Origin of the sequence: Paraburkholderia sp. RCC_158 (assembly GCF_041355255.1) — a bacterium.
In the GTDB taxonomy this organism is placed as follows: domain Bacteria; phylum Pseudomonadota; class Gammaproteobacteria; order Burkholderiales; family Burkholderiaceae; genus Paraburkholderia; species Paraburkholderia graminis.
Map to the genome: position 1 here is coordinate 388,673 of NZ_JBFUPM010000003.1, position 23,003 is coordinate 411,675.

A 23,003-nucleotide genomic window follows, 5' to 3' on the forward strand; every position below is an offset into this window, starting at 1 on the left:
GAAAGATGGGCAAGGTTTGCCCGATAGCTTCGATGAAGCAACGGGCGTCGCTTCGGTTCATGCACACTTTAAGGATTTCTACTGATTCGATTAAGTAGACGCCTTCCATTGAGCCTATTAGTATCATTCATGAATCACGAGATCGAAGCGACGCTCGAACACGCAACGCGCTGCTCGCCCCTGGCACCGGATGTTTGCTCACAAAGAATGGATGATGCGAGATGCCTCGAGAAAACCTGAATGACATCCTTGTGTTTATCGCGGTTGCACGCGAGAAGAGCTTCACGCGTGCGGCGGCAAAACTGGGCGTTTCTCAATCGGCGTTGAGTCATACCATCCGCGATCTCGAGGCGCGACTCGGACTGCGCCTCCTCACGCGAACGACCCGAAGCGTTTCGACCACTGAAGCGGGCGAAGAACTCTTTCAGGCGGTGGCGCCGCGCATCGAGGAAATCGATGCAAGCATTGCGGCTTTATCGGATTTCAGGGACAAGCCCGCTGGGATCATTCGCATCACCGCAACGGATCATCCGGTGGAGACGGTCATCTGGCCGAAGCTGCGAAAACTTTTGCCGTCCTACCCGGACATCAAGGTCGAGGTGACCGTCGACTACGGTCTTTCGAACATCGTCGAAGAACGCTATGACATTGGCGTCCGATTCGGCGATCAGGTCGCAAAGGACATGATTGCGGTCCGTATTAGCCCGGACATTCCGATGGCTATCGTCGGCTCACCCGGCTACTTTGGAAATAGAGAACTTCCGAAAACGCCGGAAGATCTTCTCCGCCACGAATGCATTAGCTTGCGCATGACGACCACGAAGGCGCTGTACGCGTGGGAATTGAAAAAGGGAAAGAGAGAGACGCAAGTGCGCGTTGCAGGACAGGTCACCGTCAATACGCAGCCTCAAATGATCCAGGCCGCGCTGGACGGCTTTGGACTGACTTTCGTACCTGAGGACGCAGTACTCGAACACATGCGCAATGGCCATTTGCTAAGCGTTTTGAGAGACTGGTGCCCAGTCTGGCCCGGCTACCGCGCCTACTATCCGAGCCGCCGTCAAACGTCGCGTGCTTTCTCGCTTGTGATCGATGCATTGAAACACCAAAGCTAAGCCGACTCGCAATCCGCCGCACCGATTGATCACAACAGCTCATAAGTCCAATCGACCGGCTTGGGTTTATCCGAACTGCCCGCGCAGCTAGAATAAGTTCAATCGGTCAGGCATTCACTCGCTGACTTCAGTCTTTTAGTCAACACGCGCCCGCTGCATTGCTTTAACGGATCGTAGCGCCGGCGACTCGCACGTCCATTCACTGCTTGAGCGCGTATCGTCGCGCCTGAACGCCGTAGTCAGGCATTGTCGACTGCCAATTCGTTGGCCGGTCGTGCATTCCTTTTGTCGGAACACGTTCAAGTACTGCAGCGAATCGGCGCGCAAGATGAACGAGGAAATCCGATGTCCACAGTGCCGAATCAATCCGCTATTTCCAGACGTCAGGTATGGAGCGCGGTCGCCTCGATGGCGATGTGCGCGGCCATGCTGATAGCGTCCGAATTCATGCCCGTTAGTCTTCTGACGCCGATTGCCTCGGACCTGCGTGCGTCAGTCGGTATGGCGGGCCAGGCCATTTCTATCTCGGGCCTCTTTGCTGTCGCGACAAGCCTGATCATTCCTTCGGTGACGAGCCGTCTCGATCGACGTCATGTGCTGGCCGGACTCGCGGGGCTGATGCTGATGTCGTTGGTGCTGATCGCCGAGGCCCGCAGCTTCGAGATGTTGATGGCTGCTCGCGCGCTTCTCGGCGTGACAGTAGGCGGCTTCTGGTCGCTTGCAACCGCAACGATCATGCGACTCGTGCCCGAGGAATCGGTGCCGAAGGCGTTAGGTGTTCTTTATACGGGCAACGCCGTCGCGACGTCGTTTGCGGCACCCATTGGCAGTTACCTGGGCAGTGTCATCGGATGGCGAGGTGTGTTCTGGGCACTCGTCCCAATCGTGGCAATCAATCTGGTCATGCTGCTGGTGACGCTTCCGCCTATGAAAACCCGCGCATCGCAAGACGGCGGCGCGAACGCGCTTGCACTCCTGCGGCGCCCACATGTGTCGTTTGCAATGCTCGCCGTCATGCTGACGTTTGCCGGCGCTTTTCAAGTCTTCACGTACTTCCGGCCGTTCTTTGAAACCTGCACGCACGTCGGCGTGCTACGGCTATCAGTCCTTCTGCTTGGCATGGGACTCGCCGGTTTCGCCGGCACGTACGGTGCGAGCGCACTGATCGGTAAACGCCTCTTCCATCTGTTGATGGCTTTGCCCGTTGCACTGGCTGTCGTGACGCTCATCATGCTTCCCGCGGGTCACTCGTTCGGCGCAGCGGCATTGCTGGCAATTGCGTGGGGCGCCGTTAATGCAGCCATTCCGGTCGCTTGGTCGACGTGGCTTTCAAAAGGCGTGAAGGACAAACCCGAAAGCGGCGGAGGCTTGATGGTTGCGTCTATCCAGCTATCCATCATGGGGGGCGCGGAGCTAGGCGGCACACTACTCGATCATTATTCGATCGGCGCGACCTTCTTGTCCGGCGCGGCGCTGCTGGTTCTTTCGGCGATTGTGGTTGGCAGCGGCAAGCGTCTCAGGCCTGCGGTGTGATAGACGATGCAGACGTTGCGCAGTTCATGCGCGGCGCCGACGTCAATGCTTGTCCGGCTAACGGCCATCTTACGTTTCCAGTTTGCGCGTCTGGGTCCTGCCGCGTACAGTTGATTATTCTTCTATCGGCGGCAACGAGCGGCCGCAGTCGCCCGACAAAACATTTTTCACGCTCGCCACAATATTCGCGTTCCTGAAACGTCTTCAGGCGCATGGAACCGCCACCTACCTCGCAGCCGATGACCGACCGAGACAGCAACATCACCGCGACCGTGGTGCGTGAGCGCACGAGGCTCGTCAATTTCATCCGGCGTCGAATACGCGACCCGGACGATGCCGAGGACATCCTGCAGGACGTGTTCCACGAATTCGTGCAGGCTTACCGGCTTCCCGCTCCGATCGAACAGGCTAGTGCGTGGCTTTTCCGCGCCGCGCGCAACCGCATCATCGATCGTTTTCGCAAGAAAAGAGAGCAGCCGCTGCCCGATCCGTTCGAGACCGACGACGACGCCGGCGGCGAATACCGCCTCGACCTCGCGCTGCCGGCGCACGATGCCGGTCCCGAAGCGCTCTACGCTCGCGCTCTATTGCTGAAGGCTTTGCAGGACGCGCTCGATGAGTTGCCGCCCAATCAACGTGACGTATTTATCGCCCACGAGCTCGAAGGACGTTCCTTCAAGGACATGGTCGCGCAAAGCGGCGTGCCGCTTAATACGCTGCTTGCGCGCAAACGCTATGCGGTTCTCCATTTGCGCGCTCGACTGCAAGTCATTTACGACGAACTGGATATTTAAAGGAGTCAACGGATGAAATTCCGAATCAGATGTGCCGGCAAAGCGCTGCTTGTGGTGGTCGCCATCGCCGCGCTCGGGTGGGTGGTCATGACGCTATGGAATTGGGTGATTCCGGCGCTATTCGTCGGCGCCCGTGCGATCGATTTCGCTCATGCGTTGGGCTTGCTGGTCTTGAGCCGCATTCTCTTTGGCGGATTCCGCGGACATGGCGGCTGGCGCGAACGGCGTCACTGGCGCAAATGGGAAGCGATGACGCCCGAGGAACGCGAGCATTTCCAGACGGCGTGGCGCTCGCGCCATGCCCCGCGCAAGGAGGATTGAACATGCGCGAGAACGCGATGCGCGACTGCAAACAGGAGCCGGGCGTGATTGCGCCTGTCGTCGATCTGAGACGTTGCGAAGGCAAAGGCGATTGCGTGAACGTTTGCCCGGAAAATGTGTTTGAGATCCGGCGTATCGATGAGGCCGATTATCTCAGCCTCGGTTTGATGCATCGCCTGAAGCAGCGCGTGCATGGAATGAAGGTCGCCTATACGCCGAATGCGGACGCCTGCCGCTCGTGCGGTCTTTGCGTGACGGCATGCCCTGAACGCGCGATCAAGCTCGCCAGAACGGCATAGCGCATATGAGTCCATCAACCACAGTGCTTTTGCGCGAGCTTCACGAGCAGAGCCAGTCAGAAATGATAGCCCGCGCATGCGCGCAGTTTCAGGGATCGAGCGAGGAATTTCTGACTCTCGCCGACGAATACGAAACGCTCGCACCCAGATTGCGTGGCCGGTTTCTCGAAACGCTCGGGCTATCCAGCGAAGATTTCGAGTCCTCGCAAGGCACGCCTCTTTCGCTGGCCGTCTCGGCGGAGACGGGACGGTTCCTGCGCAACATGGTGCTGTCGCACAAACCGGCTCGAATCCTCGAACTCGGGAGTTCGTGCGGTGTGTCCACGTTGTATCTCGCCGAGGCTCTTCGCACGTCAGGCAGCGGCATCGTTGTAGCGACTGAAGTCGATCCGCTGAAGTGCGTACGTCTTCGGGACAACATCACGACGGCGGGCGTCGATGCTTATGTCGATCTGCGGGAAGGCGATGTGTTCCAGACCGTCACCGAGCTGGACGGCACGTTCGACATGGTGTTCATCGACGTATGGGCCAACGCCTATCTGGATCTGTTCAAACGGATCGAACACCTGCTGCGCCCCGGATCGATCGTTCTCGCCGACAACATGTACACAGCCGAAGACGCGGTTCGGCCGTACAAGCAATATCTCGATGGCGACCCGCGCTTCTCGAGCACGACCTTGGGCTTTGAATCGGGGATCGAGTTTACGGTCGTGGTTTGCTGAATGAATCGGGAGTGGGCTCGCGTTCTTGCGCCATGCAATCGGGATGATTCCAGTGCGCCGTGATTGATCGCTGCTTGCCTGAAGGCGCCCGGTCTCAGCCGGAGATCGAAGCAGAGAGTCCGCGAGCAAACGCGTCCGGTGAAGCGAAGCCTCTCACTTGCGCCGCTGGATGGTTGCCAACGCGAGCCCCGCTCCTGCGAACGCGCACGCGGCGGACACCAGCGCGACTGCGCGCAGCGCGGCAACGATGGCGTCGGCTTCCGCTTGCGCCGTCGGCGTCTGCGGCGTCTGCTGCGGCGTATGGGCACCGCCGGCTTGCGCACCGGCTGCCGCGTTCAACCCCGATAACTGTGCGCTCTGGCGTGCATCGTGAGGAACGTGCAGTGCGTCCAGCCGCGCGGACAGCGCCGCGTCGTGCGACCACACAAACACGATGCCGAGCACCGCAACCGCCAGCAGGCTCGCCACGCGTGCGACCGCGTTGTTGATACCGGACGCCACGCCCGTGCGATGAGCCGGCACTGAGCCCATCACGGTCGTCGTGAGCGGTGCGACCGTGATCGTCATGCCGAGGCCGAGCACGGCGAGCGCAGGGAAAAATCCGGCCCAATAGCTGCCGCGCACGAACGGCATCGCGAGCATCGCAAAGCCGATTCCGGCGATGGCCGGGCCAACGCTCAATAGGACCCGCGAACCGAAGCGGGTCGTCAGGCCGCCGGTCAAGCGCGACAACGAGCCGATGATGACCGGCACCGGCAGCAGCGCCGCGCCCGCTTCCGTTGCCGTGTAGCCATGTGCGCGGATCAGCGTGAACGGCAGGAAGAAAAATACCCCGCCCATACCGAAGTAAAGCAGCAGCGTGACGAGATTGGCGCCGGTGAAATCGCGCGAGCGGAACACCTCGAGCGGCATCATCGGGTCACGGCTCTTCGCTTGGATCATCAGGAATGCGGCCAGCACGAGCGCGCCAACGCCGATCGCGCACAGTACGAGCGCATGCGCGAAGCCACGCGCCGACGCCTCGGTCAGGCCATAGGTCAATGCCGCGAGCCCCGCTGCCGCACTCAGCGCGCCAGGCCAGTCCAACTGTTGAGGGGCATCCGGCGTGTGGCTGTTCGGCACCGACGAAACCGCGAGCGCAATCGTCGCCGCTGCAAGCGGGACGTTGAGAAAGAAGATCGCGCGCCAGGAGAATGCGTCGACGAGCAGGCCGCCGGCCACTGGCCCGAGCGCCGACGTAATCGCGCCGACACCCGCCCAGGTGCCGATTGCCCGTCCGCGCTCTTCGCCGTCGAAGATCGCCCCGATGATCGCAAGACTGCCGGGTACGAAGAGCGCAGCGCCTATGCCCTGCACCGCACGCCCGGCGATCAGCGAGCCCGCGTTCGGCGCGAGCCCGCAAGCGGCCGAAGCCAGCGTGAAGACCGCGATGCCCACGATGAACACGGTGCGATGGCCGAGTTTGTCGCCCATCGATCCGCCCACCAGCACGAGCGAGCCGAGAAACAGAAGGTAGGCGTTGATGATCCACTGCATCGCCGCGACGCTCGCGCCGAGCTCGCTCTGAATGGCGGGCAACGCGACGTTGACGACGGAGCCGTCGATAAACGCCATGCTCGAGCCGAGGATCGTCGCGGCGAGCGCCAGACGCTTGCGCCGGCACGGGCTGTCGAGTGCGGTGGGCTGCATGCGGATGATGAGTTCGTCGCACGGGCTCGCTTGCGCAGCGACAACGTGCGCGCGGTGTGGGTCGCTATGAACGCGCGGGTCGGCCATGCTCGCTCCAGTGCCGGTCGATGGTGACTAGCATAGCAACTGGGGCGCAGGAGCGCAGGTGTGGGTGCTCGTGGACTTGCGCGCCGCGCCACGGCCAAGAAAAAACCCGCAGAGCCAATAGCTGTGCGGGTTTTCGGATACTGCGGCAGAACACTACGGAACTGCGTGGAAGCAGGTCGCGAAACGAATGGTGGGTGCTGAGAGGCTCGAACTCCCGACCTACGCCTTGTAAGGGCGCCGCTCTACCAACTGAGCTAAGCACCCGTTTCGCAGACTTCTGATGCTGCTGCCTCGCTGTTGCCTTTGCCGAAGCAGCAAGCCCGTTAGTTTAGCGCATCCTTTAGGGCTTTGCCAGGCCTAAATTTAGGCACTTTTGCCGCCTTGATCTTGATCGCGTCGCCGGTGCGCGGATTGCGTCCCGTGCGCGCCGTACGCTTGCCGACGGCGAACGTGCCGAAGCCGACCAGCGTCACCGAACCGCCTTTCTTCAGCGTGCCTTTTACACCGCCGATCACTGCGTCCAGCGCGCGGCCGGCCGCAGCCTTGGAAATTTCCGCCTGCTGCGCAATGTGGTCGATCAATTCCGTCTTGTTCATCCTACCCCCGCGAATGTTTTAGAAGCGAAACGGCGCGTGCAGCGCCTGACATCGTGTGGCCGGCGCAACGCCGGGCCGAGTCATTAGAATTGGCCGAAACCGCCGTGTCAACCGGGGTTGAGCCTGATTTTGCAGAGATTCGAACGGACTTGCTTATCGCCGCGATGCTTGCGCCTTTCGATGCGCGCACAACCAGTTTACAGCCTCACATTTCATTGCCCAAATGAAGACCGTGTCGCGACAACTTTCTTTGCACTCGAAAGAAAACAGGCAATAAAAAACCCGCGGCGATAACACCGCGGGTTTTGTGCAGCGAAACTACCGCTGAAGGTTTAGTGCTTCACGACTTCGGTTGCGCCGGAGTCCTTGCCGGGTTCGGCAGCGACCGGCGACGCAGGCTTCGCCTCTTCTTCCGGCAACGCTTCAGGCACACGTTCGAGCGCCAGTTCGAGCACCTTGTCGATCCAGCGGACCGGCACGATTTCGATTGCGTTCTTCACGTTGTCCGGAATCTCCGTCAAGTCCTTGACGTTTTCTTCCGGGATCAGCACGAGCTTGATGCCGCCGCGATGCGCTGCCAGCAGCTTCTCCTTCAGACCGCCGATCGGCAGCACTTCGCCACGCAACGTGATTTCACCCGTCATCGCGACGTCGGCACGCACCGGAATACCGGTCAGCACCGACACCAGCGCGGTGGTCATCGCGATACCGGCCGAAGGACCGTCTTTCGGCGTGGCGCCTTCAGGCACGTGGATGTGAATGTCCTGCTTCTCGAACGCTTCGTCCTTGACACCGAGACGACGCGAACGCGAACGCACAACCGAGCGCGCTGCCTCGACCGATTCCTTCATCACGTCGCCGAGCGAACCCGTGCGGATCACATTGCCCTTGCCCGGCATCACGGCGGCTTCGATGGTCAGCAGATCGCCGCCCACTTCCGTCCACGCGAGACCCGTGACCTGGCCTACCTGATTTTCCTTCGCGGCCAGACCGAAGTCGTACTTGCGCACGCCGAGGAACGTGTCGAGGTTGCTGCCGTCGACCTTCACCGCGCCTTCCGCCTTCTTCAGCAGAAGCATCTTCACGACCTTGCGGCAGATCTTCGAAATTTCACGCTCGAGCGAACGCACGCCCGCTTCACGCGTGTAGTAACGAATGATGTCGCGGATCGCCGTTTCCGTCACATCGACCTCGCCATCCTTGAGGCCGTTGTTCTTCTTCTGCTTGGGCAAAAGATAACGTTGCGCGATGCTGACCTTCTCGTCTTCCGTGTAACCCGACAGACGGATCACTTCCATCCGGTCGAGCAACGGCGGCGGAATATTCAGCGAGTTCGACGTCGCCACGAACATCACGTCCGACAGATCGAAGTCGACTTCGACGTAGTGATCGGCGAACGTGTGGTTCTGTTCCGGATCGAGCACTTCCAGCAATGCCGACGACGGATCGCCGCGGAAGTCCTGGCCCATCTTGTCGACTTCGTCGAGCAGGAAGAGCGGATTGCGCACGCCGACCTTGGTCAGGCTTTGCAGAATCTTGCCCGGCATGGAACCGATATACGTACGACGGTGACCGCGAATCTCGGCTTCGTCGCGCACGCCGCCGAGCGCCATGCGCACGAACTTGCGGTTCGTGGCGCGAGCGATCGACTGGCCCAGCGACGTCTTACCGACACCCGGAGGCCCAACGAGGCACAGAATCGGCGCCTTCACCTTGTCGACACGTTGCTGGACCGCGAGATACTCGAGAATGCGTTCCTTCACTTTCTCGAGACCGAAGTGGTCTTCGTCGAGCACGCGTTCCGCATTCGAGAGGTCGTTGTTGACCTTGCTCTTCTTGCGCCACGGCAAGCCGATCAGCGTGTCGATATAGTTGCGCACGACCGTCGCTTCAGCCGACATAGGCGACATCAGCTTGAGTTTTTTGAGCTCGGCGTCGGCCTTCTTCTTGGCTTCCTTCGGCATGCGGGCAGCCGTGATGCGCTTCTCGAGTTCCTCGAGATCCGCACCTTCCTCGCCTTCGCCGAGTTCCTTCTGGATCGCCTTGACCTGCTCGTTCAGGTAGTACTCGCGCTGGCTCTTCTCCATCTGGCGCTTCACGCGCCCACGGATGCGCTTTTCGACCTGCAGGATGTCGATCTCGGCTTCGAGCTGCGCGAGCAGATGCTCGAGACGCTCGATGACCGGGAACATCTCAAGGATGTGCTGCTTCTGGTCGAGCTTCAGCGGCAAATGTGCCGCGATGGTATCGGCCAGACGCCCGGCTTCGTCGATACCCGACAGCGACGTCAGAATCTCCGGCGGAATCTTCTTGTTCAGCTTCACATACTGATCGAACTGCGACACGATCGCGCGGCGCAGCGCTTCAGTTTCAGCGCTGTCGGCGTGGTCGGGTTCGAGCGGCATGACTTCGCACGAAAACTGCGTTTCCTGTTCTTCGATGGAAAGCGTTTTCGCGCGCTGCAAACCCTCGACGAGCACCTTAACGGTGCCATCGGGCAGCTTGAGCATTTGCAGGATGTTGGCAACACACCCTACTTCGTACATGTCCTTTTCGGTCGGCTCATCTTTCGCAGCCGTTTTCTGGGCGACGAGCATGATGTGCTTGCCGCCTTCCATCGCTGCCTCGAGAGCCTTGATCGACTTCGGGCGGCCTACGAAGAGCGGAATCACCATGTGCGGGAAAACGACTACGTCACGCAGCGGGAGCAGCGGGAGCGTAATGCGTTCCTGCGGAAGGAGTTGGGTTCCTGACATTTCATTTCCCCATGAGTGGAATCAGTTCGTTCGATAGGTGAGGCCGGCAGAAAATATTGCAAGCCTCCGCGTGTGGGAAAAGTTCAGTGACTCCGAAGGTTCAGTGACTCCATTGTGAAAACAATCTTTCTGACCACACGATAAACGAAAAAGCCGTTCACGTCGCCATGAACGGCTTTTTGCGGTATCCGAAGCCGATCAGTTGGAACCCGCGACTTTGGGCGCGTCTTCGTAGATCAGTAACGGTTTGCCGTCGCCGTCGATCACATTGTCGTCGATGATGACCTTGCTGACACCTTTCATTTGCGGCAGATCGTACATCACGTCCAGCAACGCCTGTTCCAGGATAGAGCGCAGTCCGCGCGCGCCCGTCTTGCGACGGATCGCCTTGCGCGCCACAGCCTGCAACGCGGCCGGGCGAATTTCGAGTTCGACCCGTTCCATGTTGAAGAGCTTGTGGTACTGCTTCACCAGCGCATTCTTCGGTTCGACGAGAATTTTCATCAACGCCGCTTCGTCGAGCTTGCCGAGCGTGGCGACCACCGGCAGACGGCCGATCAGTTCGGGAATCAAACCGAACTTGATCAGATCTTCCGGTTCCACTTCGCGCAGCACTTCGCCGGCGTCGCGATCCTGCTTGCTCTTCACGCTCGCGCCAAAGCCGATGCCGGTCTTTTCAGTACGATCGACGATGACTTTTTCGAGGCCGTCAAATGCGCCGCCGCAGATGAACAGAATGTTGGTCGTATCGACCTGGATGAAGTCCTGATTCGGATGCTTGCGGCCACCTTGCGGCGGCACCGACGCCATCGTGCCTTCGACCAGCTTCAGCAACGCCTGCTGCACGCCCTCGCCCGACACGTCGCGGGTAATGGACGGGTTATCCGACTTGCGGCTGATCTTGTCGATTTCGTCGATATAGACAATGCCGCGTTGGGCCTTGTCCACTTCGTAATTGCAGTTCTGCAGCAGCTTCTGGATGATGTTCTCGACGTCTTCACCCACGTAACCCGCTTCGGTGAGCGTGGTTGCGTCCGCAATGACAAAGGGAACGTTCAGAAGACGCGCGAGCGTTTGCGCGAGCAAGGTCTTGCCGGAGCCGGTCGGGCCGATCAGCAGGATGTTGCTCTTGGACAGCTCGATCTCGTCTTTCTTGTCGAGATGCTTCAGGCGCTTGTAGTGGTTGTACACCGCGACCGCGAGAATTTTCTTCGCGCGTTCCTGACCGATCACATACTGGTCGAGGATTTCACGGATTTCCTGCGGACTCGGCAGATCGGACTTGGACAAGCCCGCCTCGATACCCGCGCCTGCTGCTTCGTCGCGAATGATTTCGTTGCACAGGTCGATACATTCATCGCAGATGAACACCGACGGGCCGGCAATCAGTTTCTTGACTTCATGCTGGCTCTTGCCGCAAAACGAGCAATACAACAGCTTTTCGCTGTTAGAACCTTTCTTGTCCGCCATAGATGTGTGAGCCTCCGGACACTCGATTACATGATACGCCGTTTGCCCCAGCCTCGCAGTTGGGCGCGGCGGGGCTGAGCAAGGTGACGGCGTTTGCCGCAGGCGCTCGGACGAGTCTTGATTATTTCACAACCGATCAGGCGCCGGATTTGCCCCGAATTAGGGCAAATCCGTACCCGATCAAGGACGCTTGTGGGCTACCTGATCGACCAGACCGTACGCTTGCGCGTCGTCGCCGGACATGAAGTTGTCACGGTCGGTGTCGCGCGCAATACGCTCGACCGGCTGGCCGGTGTGGTGCGCCAGCAGATGATTCAGCCGCTCCTTCAGGTAAAGGATTTCCCGCGCCTGAATTTCGATGTCCGACGCCTGACCGCGCGCGCCGCCAAGCGGCTGGTGAATCATCACGCGCGAGTTCGGCAGCGCGAAGCGCTTGCCCTTCGCGCCCGCTGCCAGCAGGAACGCGCCCATGCTCGCCGCAAGCCCCATGCACAGCGTGGAGACGTCCGGCTTGATGAACTGCATCGTGTCGTAGATCGCCATGCCCGCCGAAACCGATCCGCCCGGGCTGTTGATATAGAAGTAGATGTCCTTGTCCGGATTCTCGCTCTCGAGGAACAGCATTTGTGCGACGACGAGATTGGCCGTCTGATCGTTCACCTCGCCGACCAGGAACACAATGCGTTCCTTCAGAAGACGCGAGTAGATGTCATACGAGCGCTCGCCCCGACCGCTCGTTTCCACGACGATCGGCACCAGTCCGAGCGCCTGCGCTTCGAGATCCCGGGACGACTGGGAGGTCAACGTGTCCAGCATTTGGGCGCGAAAGGTCATGCAATGGATCCTTGTCTGGAAATATTCTAAATATTTGATGCTAGACAGGTGTGGTCGACCAGCCCGTATTCAAGTGCGCGCCGACTGCACGACAGGCAGTACAAAAATGCAGCACAAAAAAACGGCGTGCGGGCCGTCGCTCCGACAGCCGGCACGCCGTTGCAGCGACGCTTACGCTTGCGCCGTTGCGCTTGCCAGTTCTTCGAAGCTCACTTCCTTGTCCGTCACCTTGGCCTTGCTCAGCACGAATTCGACGACGTTGGCTTCAACGACGTACGCTTCCATTTCAGCAAGGCGTTGCTGGTTCGAATAATACCAGCGGACGACTTCCTTCGGGTCTTCGTAGCTTTTCGCGAATTCGTCGACTTCGGCGCGGATCTGTTCCGGCTTTGCCTGCAGGTCGTTCGCCTTCACAAGCTCGGCCAGCACGAGACCCAGCTTCACGCGACGCTCGGCCTGTTCCTTGAACATAGCGGCAGGAATCGGCGCATCTTTAGCGTTCGGCACGCCGCGCTGCTCCAGATCCTGGCGAGCCATCGCGACGAGGCGTTCCTGATCCTGTTCGATCAGCGCGTTCGGCACGTCGAGTTCCGAAATCTTGAGCAGCGCGTCCATCACCTGATTCTTGACGATGGCTTGCGTGCGGCGCTTGGCTTCGCGCTCCAGATTGTCCTTGATCTCGGCGCGCATCTTGGTCAGATCGCCGTCTTCAATGCCGAGCGACTTTGCGAATTCAGCGTCGATTTCCGGCAGATGCGGCCACTCGATCTTCTTCATCGTGATCGTGAATTGCGCGGTCTTGCCGGCCACTTCCTTGCCGTGATAGTCGGCCGGGAATGCCAGGTCGAATTCCTTTGATTCGCCGACCTTCAGGCCCGTAGCCGCCTTTTCGAATTCCGGCAGCATGCGGCCTTCGCCGAGCACGAACGCGAAGTCTTCGGCGCTGCCGCCCTGGAACACTTCACCGTCGATCTTGCCGACGAAGTCGACCGACACGCGATCGCCTTCCTTGGCCGCCGTATCCGCGCCGCCGTCGCCGTGCTCGCCGGCTTCGCCGCGAGCGTGGAAATGCACGCGCTGCTTGCGCAGGATTTCGAGCGTGCGGTCGATTTCCGCTTCGGTGATCGTGGTCGTGGTGCGCTCGATTTCAGCCGTGGCGACATCGCCCAGCTTCACTTCGGGATAGACCTCGAAGGTCGCGTCGAAAGCGTAATCGCCTTCAGTCGCGTCGACCTTCGGCGCAAAGCTCGGCTGACCGGCGACGCGCAGGTTTTCGGCGCGGCTGATGTCGAAGAATTCCTTGCCGACCTTGTCGCTCAGCACTTCCGCTTCCACCTGGCCCGAATACTGTTGCGTCACCATCTTGAGCGGCACCTTGCCCGGGCGGAAACCCGGCATGCGCACGTTCTTCGCGAGTTGACGGATACGCGAGTCCACTTCCTTCTGCACGGCGTCCTTCGGCAGGGAAATCGTTACGCGGCGTTCGAGCTTGCCGAGGTTCTCAACAACGTTAGCCATGGCTTCAATCGTCCTAAAATTATTCGAGCGAATTCAGTTATCTTCTCGTGCCGCATTTGCGCGCCTGCGCCGCGGGCTTGCAGGCCGCCGGCAGCACGGTTGGGTCCAAAGAGCCGAATATTTTAGCAAACTATTTGCGCGCCTAGCCGGGATTCGATGATTACGCGCGTTTTTATCGGCATTCGGAGCCCTTTCCGGGCTGTTTTCGAGTCGGTTTCGCACTTCGCCGACGATGCCGCCGCGCTACCAGATCGCAATTTCCACAATGCCGCCTATGCCTTTCGGCATATTTAGTCGGCGCGGCCATGCTGATAAGCTAGCGAACGCGTTCGGAGCGGCGCCGCGTCCGCTCCACCGCCGCCTCCCGGCTCGTAACCATTCAAACCATTTAGAGACACCATGCCGAATTCGCCGTCCACGCCTGTCGTCGTCATCGCCCCCGATTCCTTCAAAGGCTCGCTCAGCGCCGAACAGGTCGCGCAGGCGATCGCGTCGGGCGTGCGGCGTTCCCGTCCGGACGCCGAAGTCCGTATCTGCCCGATGGCGGACGGCGGAGAAGGCACGCTCGACGCCATGCTGACGAGCGGCGGCGAGCGCCGCACGCTGAGCGTGCGCGGTGCGGCCGGGCCGGTGCGCGACGCGCTGACCGGCGTGCTCGCCGACGGCAGCGCGATCGTGGAAACCGCGGAGATCGTCGGCATCACCGACCCGGTCGGGATGGGCGTGCCGGTTCAGGCGCGCAACACGCGCGGCATGGGCGAAGCGATCAGCGCGCTGCTCGACGCGGGCGTGCGGCGGTTTTTCGTCGCGCTCGGCGGCAGCAGCACGAACGACGGCGGCGCGGGCCTTCTCGTCGGACTCGGGCTGAAGCTCTTCGATGCGCAAGGCGGGGAACTCGAGCCCTCGCCCGAGCAACTCGCTCGCGTCGCGCGCGTGGACGTGTCGCAACTCGACGCGCGGCTCGCGGGCACGCAATTCATCGGCATGTCCGATGTGGACAATCCGCTGACCGGTGAGCATGGAGCGACCGCGGTGTTCGGCCCGCAAAAAGGCGTCAAGCCGGAACAGGTCGCGACGATCGACGCCGCCCTCGCCCGTTACGCGGATCTGCTCGAAGCGGCGCTCGGGCGCAGTGCCCGCGATCTGCCCGGCGCGGGCGCCGCGGGCGGCCTGGGCTTCGCGCTGCACATGCTCGGCGCGCAGTTCGAGCCGGGCGCGGAAACGGTCGCGCGGCAACTCGGCCTCGACGCCGCGCTCGAAGGCGCGAACTGGCTGATCACCGGCGAAGGACGCTCGGACGTGCAAACGCTGCATGGCAAAGCGCCCTTCATCGCGTGCCGTCATGCGCAAGCCGCAGGCGTGCCGGCGACACTTTTGTCGGGCGCCGTGGACTCCGCCGCGTTGCCGCGCCTTGCCGAATTTTTCAGTGGTTGCTTCTCGCCGGCACCCGGTCCGATCACGCTTGAATTCGCGATTCGCGACGCCGCGCGGCTCCTGGCGGATGAGGCCGAACAACTGACGCGTTTGAAGTACGGCGCGCGTTGACCAGGCGGCATGGTTGCGGCAACAATCACAGCGCCACAACCACGCCACTCATCACGGGAAGACCATGAAGGACTCCGCCAAAGCTGGCCTGGAACAGCTCCTCACTTATCGTCTGCATGTACTCAACAAGCTTGCTGAGCGCGGCATCAGCGAGCGCTACCAGGACAAGCTCGGCGTGACGTTGCCGGAAGCTCGCGTGATTGCGTCGGTGGGATCGTTTGGACCGTTCTCGATCATGGAACTCGCAAGGCATGCCAATCTCGACAAGAGCCAGGCGAGCCGCGCCGCCGAAGGTCTGATCAGACAGGGACTCGTCAAACGCGAAGCGAGTGCCGACGACGGACGCGTGGTGCTCGTATCGCTCACGCCCGAGGGCCGCGCGCTGTATCGCAAGGTGATGCCGATCGCGCGCAAGTGGAATGGCGACCTGTTCGATTGCCTCGACGAAAACGAAAAGCTCGCGCTAGGCGAAGCGCTCGACAAGGTCATCGAGATGATGACTACGCGCGACGCGTGAAGCACGTGAAGCGCTGCTCGAGTCTGAAACCGGCAAGCGTCAGACATGGCGCGCGGCGCTTCAAATTTGCGACGAATGCCGCGCTCATGAACAGAGGTGGATAACGCGTGTCGTTCGTTGCGAACGCACGCGTGTTTCAGTCGTTGCTCTCGCGCCGATGCCCAGGTTCCGGCGCGTGCCCTGCACCACCGGACACCGCGTTCGCATTATCCTGGGGCGAAGCACCTGCCGGGCCGTTTAGATCCGCTGCCGCAGCCGCCGTAGTTGCAAGACCGCCGGCCATCGCGCCCGATGCGCTTGCCGCGGCATCGCCCGCCGGCACCCGATGCGACACGCTGCGCGCCAGACGCCACGCGATCGCCGCGAGCGAACCGACGGCCAGCAGCAACGCGGCCCACAGCACGTAGCGGCGATACGCATCCGCATTCGCCGGCGACGGCGCATTCGCATTCGGCGCAAGCGCGAGCGGCTCGCCGACGCGCGCGGTGACAATCGCCGAGGACGCGTCCATCAGCAACTCGTCGCGCCCGACTGCGGTCGACACCGCGGACGCATTGCCCACGCCAAGCGTGAAAGGCGCCGATCCGCGCGCGACGAACGTCAGCGTCGCCGGACGCCACCCCGCTGCAACAGTCAGCACGCCGCTGCCGAGTCCGCCGTTACGCGCATCGACAACGACGCGCCAGTGACGGTCCGTATCCGGCGTCAATTGAAGCGACGGATTGTTCTGTTCGACGTCCCCGTTATGCAAACGGAACAGCGTCGCATTCGACACCTCGCGCCACGCCCCGCCCAGTTCGCCGCGCGAATAGACGACCGCGGGCGCCACCGTGTTGGGCTGCGGCAGATTGAGCCGCAGCCGGTCGACCGGAAACGGACCGCTGGTGCTAAAGAAATATTCGCCGGCCTTCGGACCCGCGCGCGCGACGATGCCTTCGCGCCACTCGCGCTGGCTGTCCGCCAGTTGCGTGCGCCCCGCGCCGGCCGCCTGCACTTCCACGTCGATCGATTCGAGGTACGGCGCGCCGTCGAGCCAGCGCAGGCGCAGATAGCGCGCGTGCGCACCGTTCAGTTCGATCCGGTCCTGGCTCAGCGTGCTGCCGTTGTAGCTGACCTTGAGCAGTTGCGCATCGCCGGCCGGTTGCCAGTTGCGCAGATCGTCGCTCGATTCGACCGACACACGCCCCTGGTAATTGTCGTCGCGTAGATGAATCAGCAGCGCGCTCGCGCGGCCTTCGTGCGACGCCTGACCGGCATCGATCAGATCGGTGTCGTGCTGCGCGCGCCCAGGCGGCGCGGCGGTGGCGCGCAGCGATCCGTCGGCGGCGATCGTCACGCCCAGCGGCGCGCCCGCCTGACCTGCGGCGGCCGGACGAAGCGGGAACCAGCGGGCCGGACGCAGCGTCGGCGGCGTGCGGGCCGGCTCGCGGAGCCCCTCGAGCGAGTACGGCACGGGCTCGCCCGCGCCGTTGAAAACGCGCACGTCGCCGAGATCGTTGCGCTGGCTGGCCGCATAGACCGCGGCCGGCAGCCTCACGCTGTAGTAGGCCGCGCCGTCGTCGAGCTGAAGCGCAAAGTGCCGCGCGAAATCTTCGGCCCACGCGGGCGCCGCGGTCCACGCGCACACGAGCGCGGCACACCAGCCCGTCACTTTCAGAAGATGCTTCATTGTTCAGTTTCCCTGACCATCGGCTTGGGCGGCAGCGGCGAGAAGTAGCCGATCAGCAGCAACATCAGGCCGATACCGATAAACGATACGATGCGCTCGATCCCCGTCACGTGCGACAGGTCGAACAGAAATAATTTGACGACAGTCGCGCCGAGCAACCCGCCGCCGATGAACCACACGATACGGCTTGCGCGTCTCGTCGCCCAGATCATCGCCGCCAGCGCGCACAGCGTCCAGAAGACCGAGACGGACGCCTGCACGAGCATCGACTCGGACATCTGCGCGAACTCGTACGGCACGCCGATCCAATGATGCAGCGTGCGCAGCAGCATCGCATTCAACCACACGAAGCCGGTCGCCCCGGCCGCGACTTGCAGCGGCAGCCGGTAGCCGTCGAGCGGCACGCCGAGACGGTGAACGCGCACGAGCCAGAGCGCGGCCAGTGCAAAGACCACGGCCTGCACGAGATCGAGCGGATTCAATAACGGCAGCCGCGCCCACGCGCCGCCGTCCTGCGTCAGGTTGGCGTAGAACGTCCACAGCCACATCACGAGCACGAGCGGCGTCGACGCAATCGCGCACAGGCGCACGATGCTGTCGCGTCGCGCGAGCCACAAACCGGCGAACGCGAACGCGCTCCATCCGACCAGGAACACCTGCTGCAGCGTGAACGACGCGAGCACCGCGGTCACGTCGTACGCCGCGTCGAAATGATGATGCAGCGTGCGAAGCAGCAACGCATTGAACCACAGGAACAGCGTCGCGAGCACGGCATAATCGAACGCGCGCGGATGCCATTGCACGCCCAGTGCGCGCAGCCGTCGCAGCCACACTGCGCCCGCGACGAACACGAGTATCTGTGCGACGTCGAGCGGATTGACGATAGGCAGCCAGAAGAGCGGCGCGGCGCTGCCGTCGCTCGTCACGCTTGCAATGGTCCACGCCCACAGCAACGCGGCGAGCGGCGCCGCGGCCCACACCTGATAGGCCCGAGTGAAGCGCGCAACCGGCCAACGCAGACGATGCCCCACGCCGGCCAGCAGCAACAGCAGCGCGCCGAAGCCATACGCCCACGCGCTCCAGCTCCATGCACCTTCGGGCACGTAAGCGCGCAACGCCCAGTAGCCTTCGAGCGCGGCGAGCGTGCCGGCGGTCCAGAACATCAGCGTGTGCAGCGGCGCGAGAATGCGCTCGCCGACGTCGCGCTGCTGACGCCATAAAAGCGCGTAAGTGGCGACTGCAACCAGCAGACAAACCAGCCAGCCGTAGCCGCTGACCGGCCTTATGTTCAATGCAAAAAGTTCGAGTGTGAGCGCGGCGAGAACAGGCACGAGCGCGAGCGCCGGCCACTCGGCGAGCGGCCAGCGCAGCTTGCGGCGCGCGCCATGAGCGAGCCATGCGCTCAACGCGGCGAACAGCGCGACGAGTGCGATGCCGACTCGGTCGCGGTCGTCCGGAACGTACGCATGGACGTAGCTCTGTATCTCGTTGAGCCCGCCCCCCACCCACCACAGCAGACCCCACAGACTCGCGACCACGCCGATCTGCGGCAGCCACGCGTGCCAGTCGCGTGCTTCGCTGCGGCCGTGCAAACGCCATCCGGTGAAGATGCCGGCGAGCGCGATCAGTACGCTTGCCAGATAAGCGCCGTTCAGCACCGGCAAGCTCGCCGCGTGGCTGAACGACAAAACCGTGCCGACGACAAACGCGCCCGCCGCGGCCAGTTGCATCAGCAGGCCGAAGGCGAACGCGACGAGGCGTCGTTGCCGTACGGCGAGCCATGTCACCGCGGCGCCTTCGATTGCCCACGTCGCGCTCGTCGTCGGTCCGGTGAACGCGAGCGGCACGGCGAGCGTCGCGAAGATGACGGCGAGCGCGAACATCGAGTCGAACAGCAGGCCGAGACGCGCGCGGCGCGGCGCGAGCCAGCCCGCTATCGCGAGATAGAAGACGGCGAGCGCGACGGCGCTCCATGCGAGCCCGAACTCGGTGCCTCGCATCAGCGCGGACTGTAGGCCGATTGCGACGAGCGGCGTGCCGAACACGAGCGTGCCGTCGACGTAATGCCTGAGCGTCAGTTCGCGGCGCACCGCGTAGAGCAGCGCGATTCCGACATACATCAGGAAGAAGAGGATCAGAAACGGCTCGGTGCTCGCGAGGAGTTCCGGGCGATATGCGGTCGCGCCCCACGCGGCGCCGATCGAGAACGTGAAGACGAAGCCGAGCAGATTCAGCGGACGCCATGCCTTGAACCATGCGATCGCGAAGATGCCCGCGTTGAGCAACGCGTAGTAACTGAACAGCATCACATGACTGCCGCCGCCGGTGGACAAGAGGAGCGGCGCGAGGAAGCCGCCCGCGCTGCCCATGAACGCGAGCGAAGGCGCATTCTGCCGTACCGCGAGGAACGCACTCAGCGCGCAGGTCGCGACCATCAGCGGCAAGGCTGCGCCGGCGGGCAGCAGATGATAGAGCCGGGTCGCGGCGAACACCGTCAGGTACAGCGCGCCGACGCCGCCGCCTTGCAGCACGAGCCCGTACGCGCCGCGACTGTCGCCGATGCGCCAGCCGAGCACGAGCAAGGCCGTCGCGGCGAGCGCGACGCCGGCGAGGCGGAATTCGATCGGCAGCAGGCTGTTGTCGGCGGCGTATTTGAGCAGGAACGCAATGCCGAAGAACAGCACGACGATGCCGACGCGCACCACCGTATTGCCGCCGAAGAGCCAGTCGCGGCCTGCTTTGAAAAGGCGCTCGACGACGCCGGGGCCGCGTGGAGGTGCGGGTGGGAGGTTGGGTTGTGCGGGGGCAGCGAGGTCAGGTTGGGTATGCGCAGCGGCGGCGGGTTGCGGTTGGGCGCGTTGTGCCGTGTCGGTCGCAGTGGCTTGCGGGAGGCCCGCGAGGTTCGGTTGTGCTGGCGCGGCGGCGTCGGCTTGGGTGCGCGCGGCTGGGTCGAGTTGTGCTTGTGCTTGTGCTTGTGCTTGTGCTTGTGCTTGTGCTTGTGCTTGTGCTTGTGCTTGTGCTTGTGTTTGTGCGGCGGCGTCCATGCCGGTTGACGTTTCCGTCTGCCGATCAATCGACGCGCCCGCCTCCCCGCCCGCTGGCGCAAGCGCCGCCGACGCTCTCGCCGTGAGCTTCTCAGCTTCTTGCGCCGCGATTGCATAGCGATGCTCTGTGGTGCCTGCCGCAACTGAATCGGGCATCGTTGCGGCGTCTGATGCGTGCATCGGCGCGGGCGCTCGAGCGTCGTCGTCGGCTGATGCAATACCCGCTGCCTCATGCAATTGCCGGATCTCGCCGCGCAGCGAAACGAGTTCACGTTCCAGCCACTCGACGCGAGCCGCCAGGTCACGAGGCGCGCCGGGCGCATCCGTGGCGGTAGCGCCCGGCAATGGCGACTGCGCAGTGCCCGCTGGATTTCTCTTGCGCAAGCGCGCCAGCGCAAAGCCCGCGAGCGCGCCGAACAATGCGCCGTAGCCGACCGGAAGATCGTTCGACAACGAAGCCAGCATGCCGACCACCGCGCCCAGCACGGCAAATAACACGCTCATCGCATCCCTCTTTTATTGTGTTTTCCGGCGATATCCGTTTGATCGCAACCTCGGTCGCGCGGATTATCCGCGAATACGGCATGTGGAATCAGCGAAAATCGGCGCGCAGAATAACATGCAAAGCGACGTGCAAAGCGGGCTTTTCAAGCAGCTATCCCCCGATAGATGATGACGAGCGGCAGGCAAGCCAATTGAACGCGGATGTCGCCACGTCTCCGACAACACTTGCCGAAATTTCATCGCTCATTATGCGGCTGATGCACGCCGATTAATTAAAGCGAATCGCTTAACGAACCGAACCGTTATTGTCAGCGTTTTTGCCAGCGCCTTTGCCGAGTCAATTACCCGAACAACGGCACGCGATTATCCGCGCGCCGCATTCTCACTGATCGCGACGCTGTCTTCGCGGCAAAACGCCAACCGTGTCAAAATCCCGGGTCCGCCGCGTGCGCCGGGTTATCGCTTCCATTCAGGTCGATGAACCGCGCGGCGCGCGAGCCAGTCATCCAACTCTATTCAGGGAAGTTTCAGTGGACATCAACAAACAGGTCGCGGCGCTCACGGCGTCGGAACTCCAGACGGCCGGTGCGAGCCAGGCGACGGCGATTGCGGTAAGCGTGCTGTTGCGCCATCTGCGTTCGCCGGAACTGGTGAAGCTGTTGTCGTCGGCATTCGAAAACCATCAGGCGGTCATGCTGCAAACGCCGTGGCCCGAGCCGATGTTGCAGGCTTTCGAATCGACGCGGCGCTTTCTCGAGGGCGCCGCGCAAGCCGATCTGCCGGGCACGCAGGCGCCGCCCGCCACACCGGAAGTCTGAGCGGCCTGACCTCGCCATGCGGGCCTCTACGGGCCTGCATCGCGCGCGCCGCCTATCCGGGTCACCAAAAAAGAGTCACCCAGGAGCCATTCAAGAAAGAGCCCCGGCGAGTGCAATGACCTGACGGGGGTTCTCACTACACATCGCGACGATCGCGAACACTCGGCGTCGTACCGCTTCAGGCCGCCGTCAATTCCTGATTGCAGCCTCGCCAGCAGATTGTCGGGCGCGCTTTTGATTCGTCCCGCATGACAGGACGGCACAACTTTCCGAAATTGGAAGTTACGACATCAGAAAATCGGAGTATCTTTCCGATCAATCAAAAAAAATACCAAAGACCAAGAGATGGCAGATAACGAACCGACCAAGCCGGACTACCTTCTGTTCGATGAAATGAAGGAAGTCAGCGCGACCGTGCGCCGCACTCGCTCAGCGCAGGGCAAAAAGAATCCCGAGGACGTTCCGTTCGGTACGCCCGAGTGGATCGAGGTCAGCACGGACCTCATGCGGGACATGTGTGTGGCGATGGGTGGAGATCCCGACGCATGGCCCGCACTCCCGAATATCGAGTGATTGATAACCTGCGGAACCGGACCGACGGTCTCATTTGTACAGGTGAGCCATAGCGGACGGCCCGCTGTTCATCGACCCAACGACGCGCGAACGGTACGCCGGCTCGCACCAGGTTTACCGCGTGTGGCAAACGGCGCGCAAGCGCGCCGGCGACGATTCTTCAGGCGCAAAGACCGTGGATAAGTTTGGAAAAGAAAACGGCGAAAAGAATGCAGCGATGCACGGAAAGCTTCTTGAGCGCGCAGGCCTTCAACAGGTTCCGATTCCGGCCTAGCGCCGCGGACTCTATTTCTCGGACTCTATTTCTTCTTGAGGCAGCGGAATATCCAATACATTGGAAAGACAGAAGATGTCTATACGCGGCTCCGGCAACACATCAACGTCAGGGAATTCGATGATGTTATGTTCGTGCCGACAATCCCGGATTCGCTTCAAGGCCGCCGGTCAACCACGCCAAGGAAATCCGCAGACCGCTCTATATCGAGAAGTTAATGGTGCGAGGGAGGGGACTCGAACCCCTACACCCTTGCGGGCGTCAGGACCTAAACCTGGTGCGTCTACCAATTTCGCCACCCTCGCAGCCGGGCCAACGTTGTACG

18 protein-coding genes, 2 tRNA genes and 1 pseudogene are annotated in these 23,003 nt (G+C 62.1%); 11 read left to right on the plus strand and 10 right to left on the minus strand.

The features are described from left to right. Window positions 1-221: 221 nt before the first annotated feature. The 6 genes from AB6809_RS08740 to AB6809_RS08765 all read left to right on the plus strand — a co-directional run bounded on the left by AB6809_RS08740 (window position 222) and on the right by AB6809_RS08765 (window position 4,784). The gene (locus tag AB6809_RS08740) at window positions 222-1,115 is read left to right on the plus strand and encodes a LysR family transcriptional regulator (protein ID WP_371026376.1); all 894 of its coding nucleotides are present in this window, start codon (window positions 222-224) and stop codon (window positions 1,113-1,115) included. Window positions 1,116-1,460: 345 nt separating this feature from the next. Next, on the plus strand, window positions 1,461-2,648 hold the full coding sequence (locus AB6809_RS08745) for an MFS transporter (protein ID WP_371026378.1): 1,188 nt from the start codon (window positions 1,461-1,463) through the stop codon (window positions 2,646-2,648). Between the two features lie 212 nt (window positions 2,649-2,860). Then, window positions 2,861-3,442 carry an RNA polymerase sigma factor gene (locus AB6809_RS08750; protein WP_371026379.1) on the plus strand — a complete coding sequence of 194 codons (582 nt, stop codon included), beginning with the start codon at window positions 2,861-2,863 and terminating at the stop codon, window positions 3,440-3,442. A 12-nt stretch (window positions 3,443-3,454) separates the two neighbouring features. After that, window positions 3,455-3,763 carry a hypothetical protein gene (locus AB6809_RS08755; protein ID WP_006048934.1) on the plus strand — a complete coding sequence of 103 codons (309 nt, stop codon included), beginning with the start codon at window positions 3,455-3,457 and terminating at the stop codon, window positions 3,761-3,763. Between the two features lie 2 nt (window positions 3,764-3,765). Continuing rightward, the gene (locus AB6809_RS08760; protein WP_029968348.1) at window positions 3,766-4,062 is read left to right on the plus strand and encodes a 4Fe-4S dicluster domain-containing protein; all 297 of its coding nucleotides are present in this window, start codon (window positions 3,766-3,768) and stop codon (window positions 4,060-4,062) included. A gap of 5 nt (window positions 4,063-4,067) precedes the next feature. Continuing rightward, window positions 4,068-4,784 (plus strand): O-methyltransferase, encoded by a 717-nt coding sequence (locus tag AB6809_RS08765; RefSeq protein WP_029968347.1) that lies wholly within the window; start codon window positions 4,068-4,070, stop codon window positions 4,782-4,784. Between the two features lie 153 nt (window positions 4,785-4,937). Here the strand turns inward: AB6809_RS08765 and AB6809_RS08770 are convergent, their stop codons facing one another. From AB6809_RS08770 to tig, 7 genes are all read right to left on the minus strand, one after another. After that, window positions 4,938-6,560 carry an MFS transporter gene (locus AB6809_RS08770; protein WP_307254452.1) on the minus strand — a complete coding sequence of 541 codons (1,623 nt, stop codon included), beginning with the start codon at window positions 6,558-6,560 and terminating at the stop codon, window positions 4,938-4,940. A gap of 188 nt (window positions 6,561-6,748) precedes the next feature. Beyond that, window positions 6,749-6,824 (minus strand) — tRNA-Val (locus tag AB6809_RS08775). Window positions 6,825-6,883: 59 nt separating this feature from the next. After that, entirely contained in the window at window positions 6,884-7,156 is a 273-nt protein-coding gene (locus AB6809_RS08780) for an HU family DNA-binding protein (protein WP_006048930.1), read from the minus strand. Between the two features lie 332 nt (window positions 7,157-7,488). Beyond that, on the minus strand, window positions 7,489-9,912 hold the full coding sequence (lon, locus tag AB6809_RS08785) for an endopeptidase La (RefSeq protein WP_006048929.1): 2,424 nt from the start codon (window positions 9,910-9,912) through the stop codon (window positions 7,489-7,491). Between the two features lie 198 nt (window positions 9,913-10,110). Further along, window positions 10,111-11,382 (minus strand): ATP-dependent Clp protease ATP-binding subunit ClpX, encoded by a 1,272-nt coding sequence (clpX, locus tag AB6809_RS08790; RefSeq protein WP_006048928.1) that lies wholly within the window; start codon window positions 11,380-11,382, stop codon window positions 10,111-10,113. Between the two features lie 180 nt (window positions 11,383-11,562). Next, entirely contained in the window at window positions 11,563-12,216 is a 654-nt protein-coding gene (gene clpP / locus AB6809_RS08795) for an ATP-dependent Clp endopeptidase proteolytic subunit ClpP (RefSeq protein ID WP_006048927.1), read from the minus strand. A gap of 171 nt (window positions 12,217-12,387) precedes the next feature. Beyond that, window positions 12,388-13,734, minus strand: coding sequence for a trigger factor (gene tig / locus AB6809_RS08800; RefSeq protein WP_006048926.1), 1,347 nt, complete (start codon window positions 13,732-13,734; stop codon window positions 12,388-12,390). A 399-nt stretch (window positions 13,735-14,133) separates the two neighbouring features. On the opposite strand from tig, the gene AB6809_RS08805 reads away from it, so the two are divergent. Together AB6809_RS08805 and AB6809_RS08810 are read left to right on the plus strand one after the other, a co-directional pair. Next, entirely contained in the window at window positions 14,134-15,279 is a 1,146-nt protein-coding gene (locus tag AB6809_RS08805; protein ID WP_371026380.1) for a glycerate kinase, read from the plus strand. A 64-nt stretch (window positions 15,280-15,343) separates the two neighbouring features. Beyond that, window positions 15,344-15,796 carry a MarR family winged helix-turn-helix transcriptional regulator gene (locus AB6809_RS08810; protein WP_029968344.1) on the plus strand — a complete coding sequence of 151 codons (453 nt, stop codon included), beginning with the start codon at window positions 15,344-15,346 and terminating at the stop codon, window positions 15,794-15,796. Window positions 15,797-15,932: 136 nt separating this feature from the next. On the opposite strand, the gene AB6809_RS08815 is transcribed toward AB6809_RS08810, so the two are convergent. Together AB6809_RS08815 and AB6809_RS08820 are read right to left on the minus strand one after the other, a co-directional pair. After that, the gene (locus AB6809_RS08815; RefSeq protein WP_371026381.1) at window positions 15,933-17,465 is read right to left on the minus strand and encodes a DUF3999 domain-containing protein; all 1,533 of its coding nucleotides are present in this window, start codon (window positions 17,463-17,465) and stop codon (window positions 15,933-15,935) included. Then, on the minus strand, window positions 17,462-21,013 hold the full coding sequence (locus tag AB6809_RS08820) for a DUF2339 domain-containing protein (RefSeq protein ID WP_371026382.1): 3,552 nt from the start codon (window positions 21,011-21,013) through the stop codon (window positions 17,462-17,464). Before AB6809_RS08820 ends, AB6809_RS08815 begins: the two co-directional genes overlap by 4 nt. A gap of 530 nt (window positions 21,014-21,543) precedes the next feature. Here AB6809_RS08820 and AB6809_RS08825 point away from each other — a divergent pair. The 3 genes and pseudogenes from AB6809_RS08825 to AB6809_RS08835 form a co-directional block, all read left to right on the plus strand. Further along, a complete protein-coding gene (locus AB6809_RS08825; protein ID WP_029968338.1) occupies window positions 21,544-21,831 on the plus strand; it encodes a hypothetical protein in 288 nt (95 codons plus the stop codon). Window positions 21,832-22,176: 345 nt separating this feature from the next. Then, window positions 22,177-22,404 carry a hypothetical protein gene (locus AB6809_RS08830; protein ID WP_006048920.1) on the plus strand — a complete coding sequence of 76 codons (228 nt, stop codon included), beginning with the start codon at window positions 22,177-22,179 and terminating at the stop codon, window positions 22,402-22,404. A 306-nt stretch (window positions 22,405-22,710) separates the two neighbouring features. Beyond that, window positions 22,711-22,896: pseudogene (locus AB6809_RS08835) on the plus strand (hypothetical protein); the annotation flags it as partial. Here the strand turns inward: AB6809_RS08835 and AB6809_RS08840 are convergent. Further along, window positions 22,897-22,983: transfer RNA gene (locus tag AB6809_RS08840), tRNA-Leu, on the minus strand. Window positions 22,984-23,003: the final 20 nt, after the last annotated feature.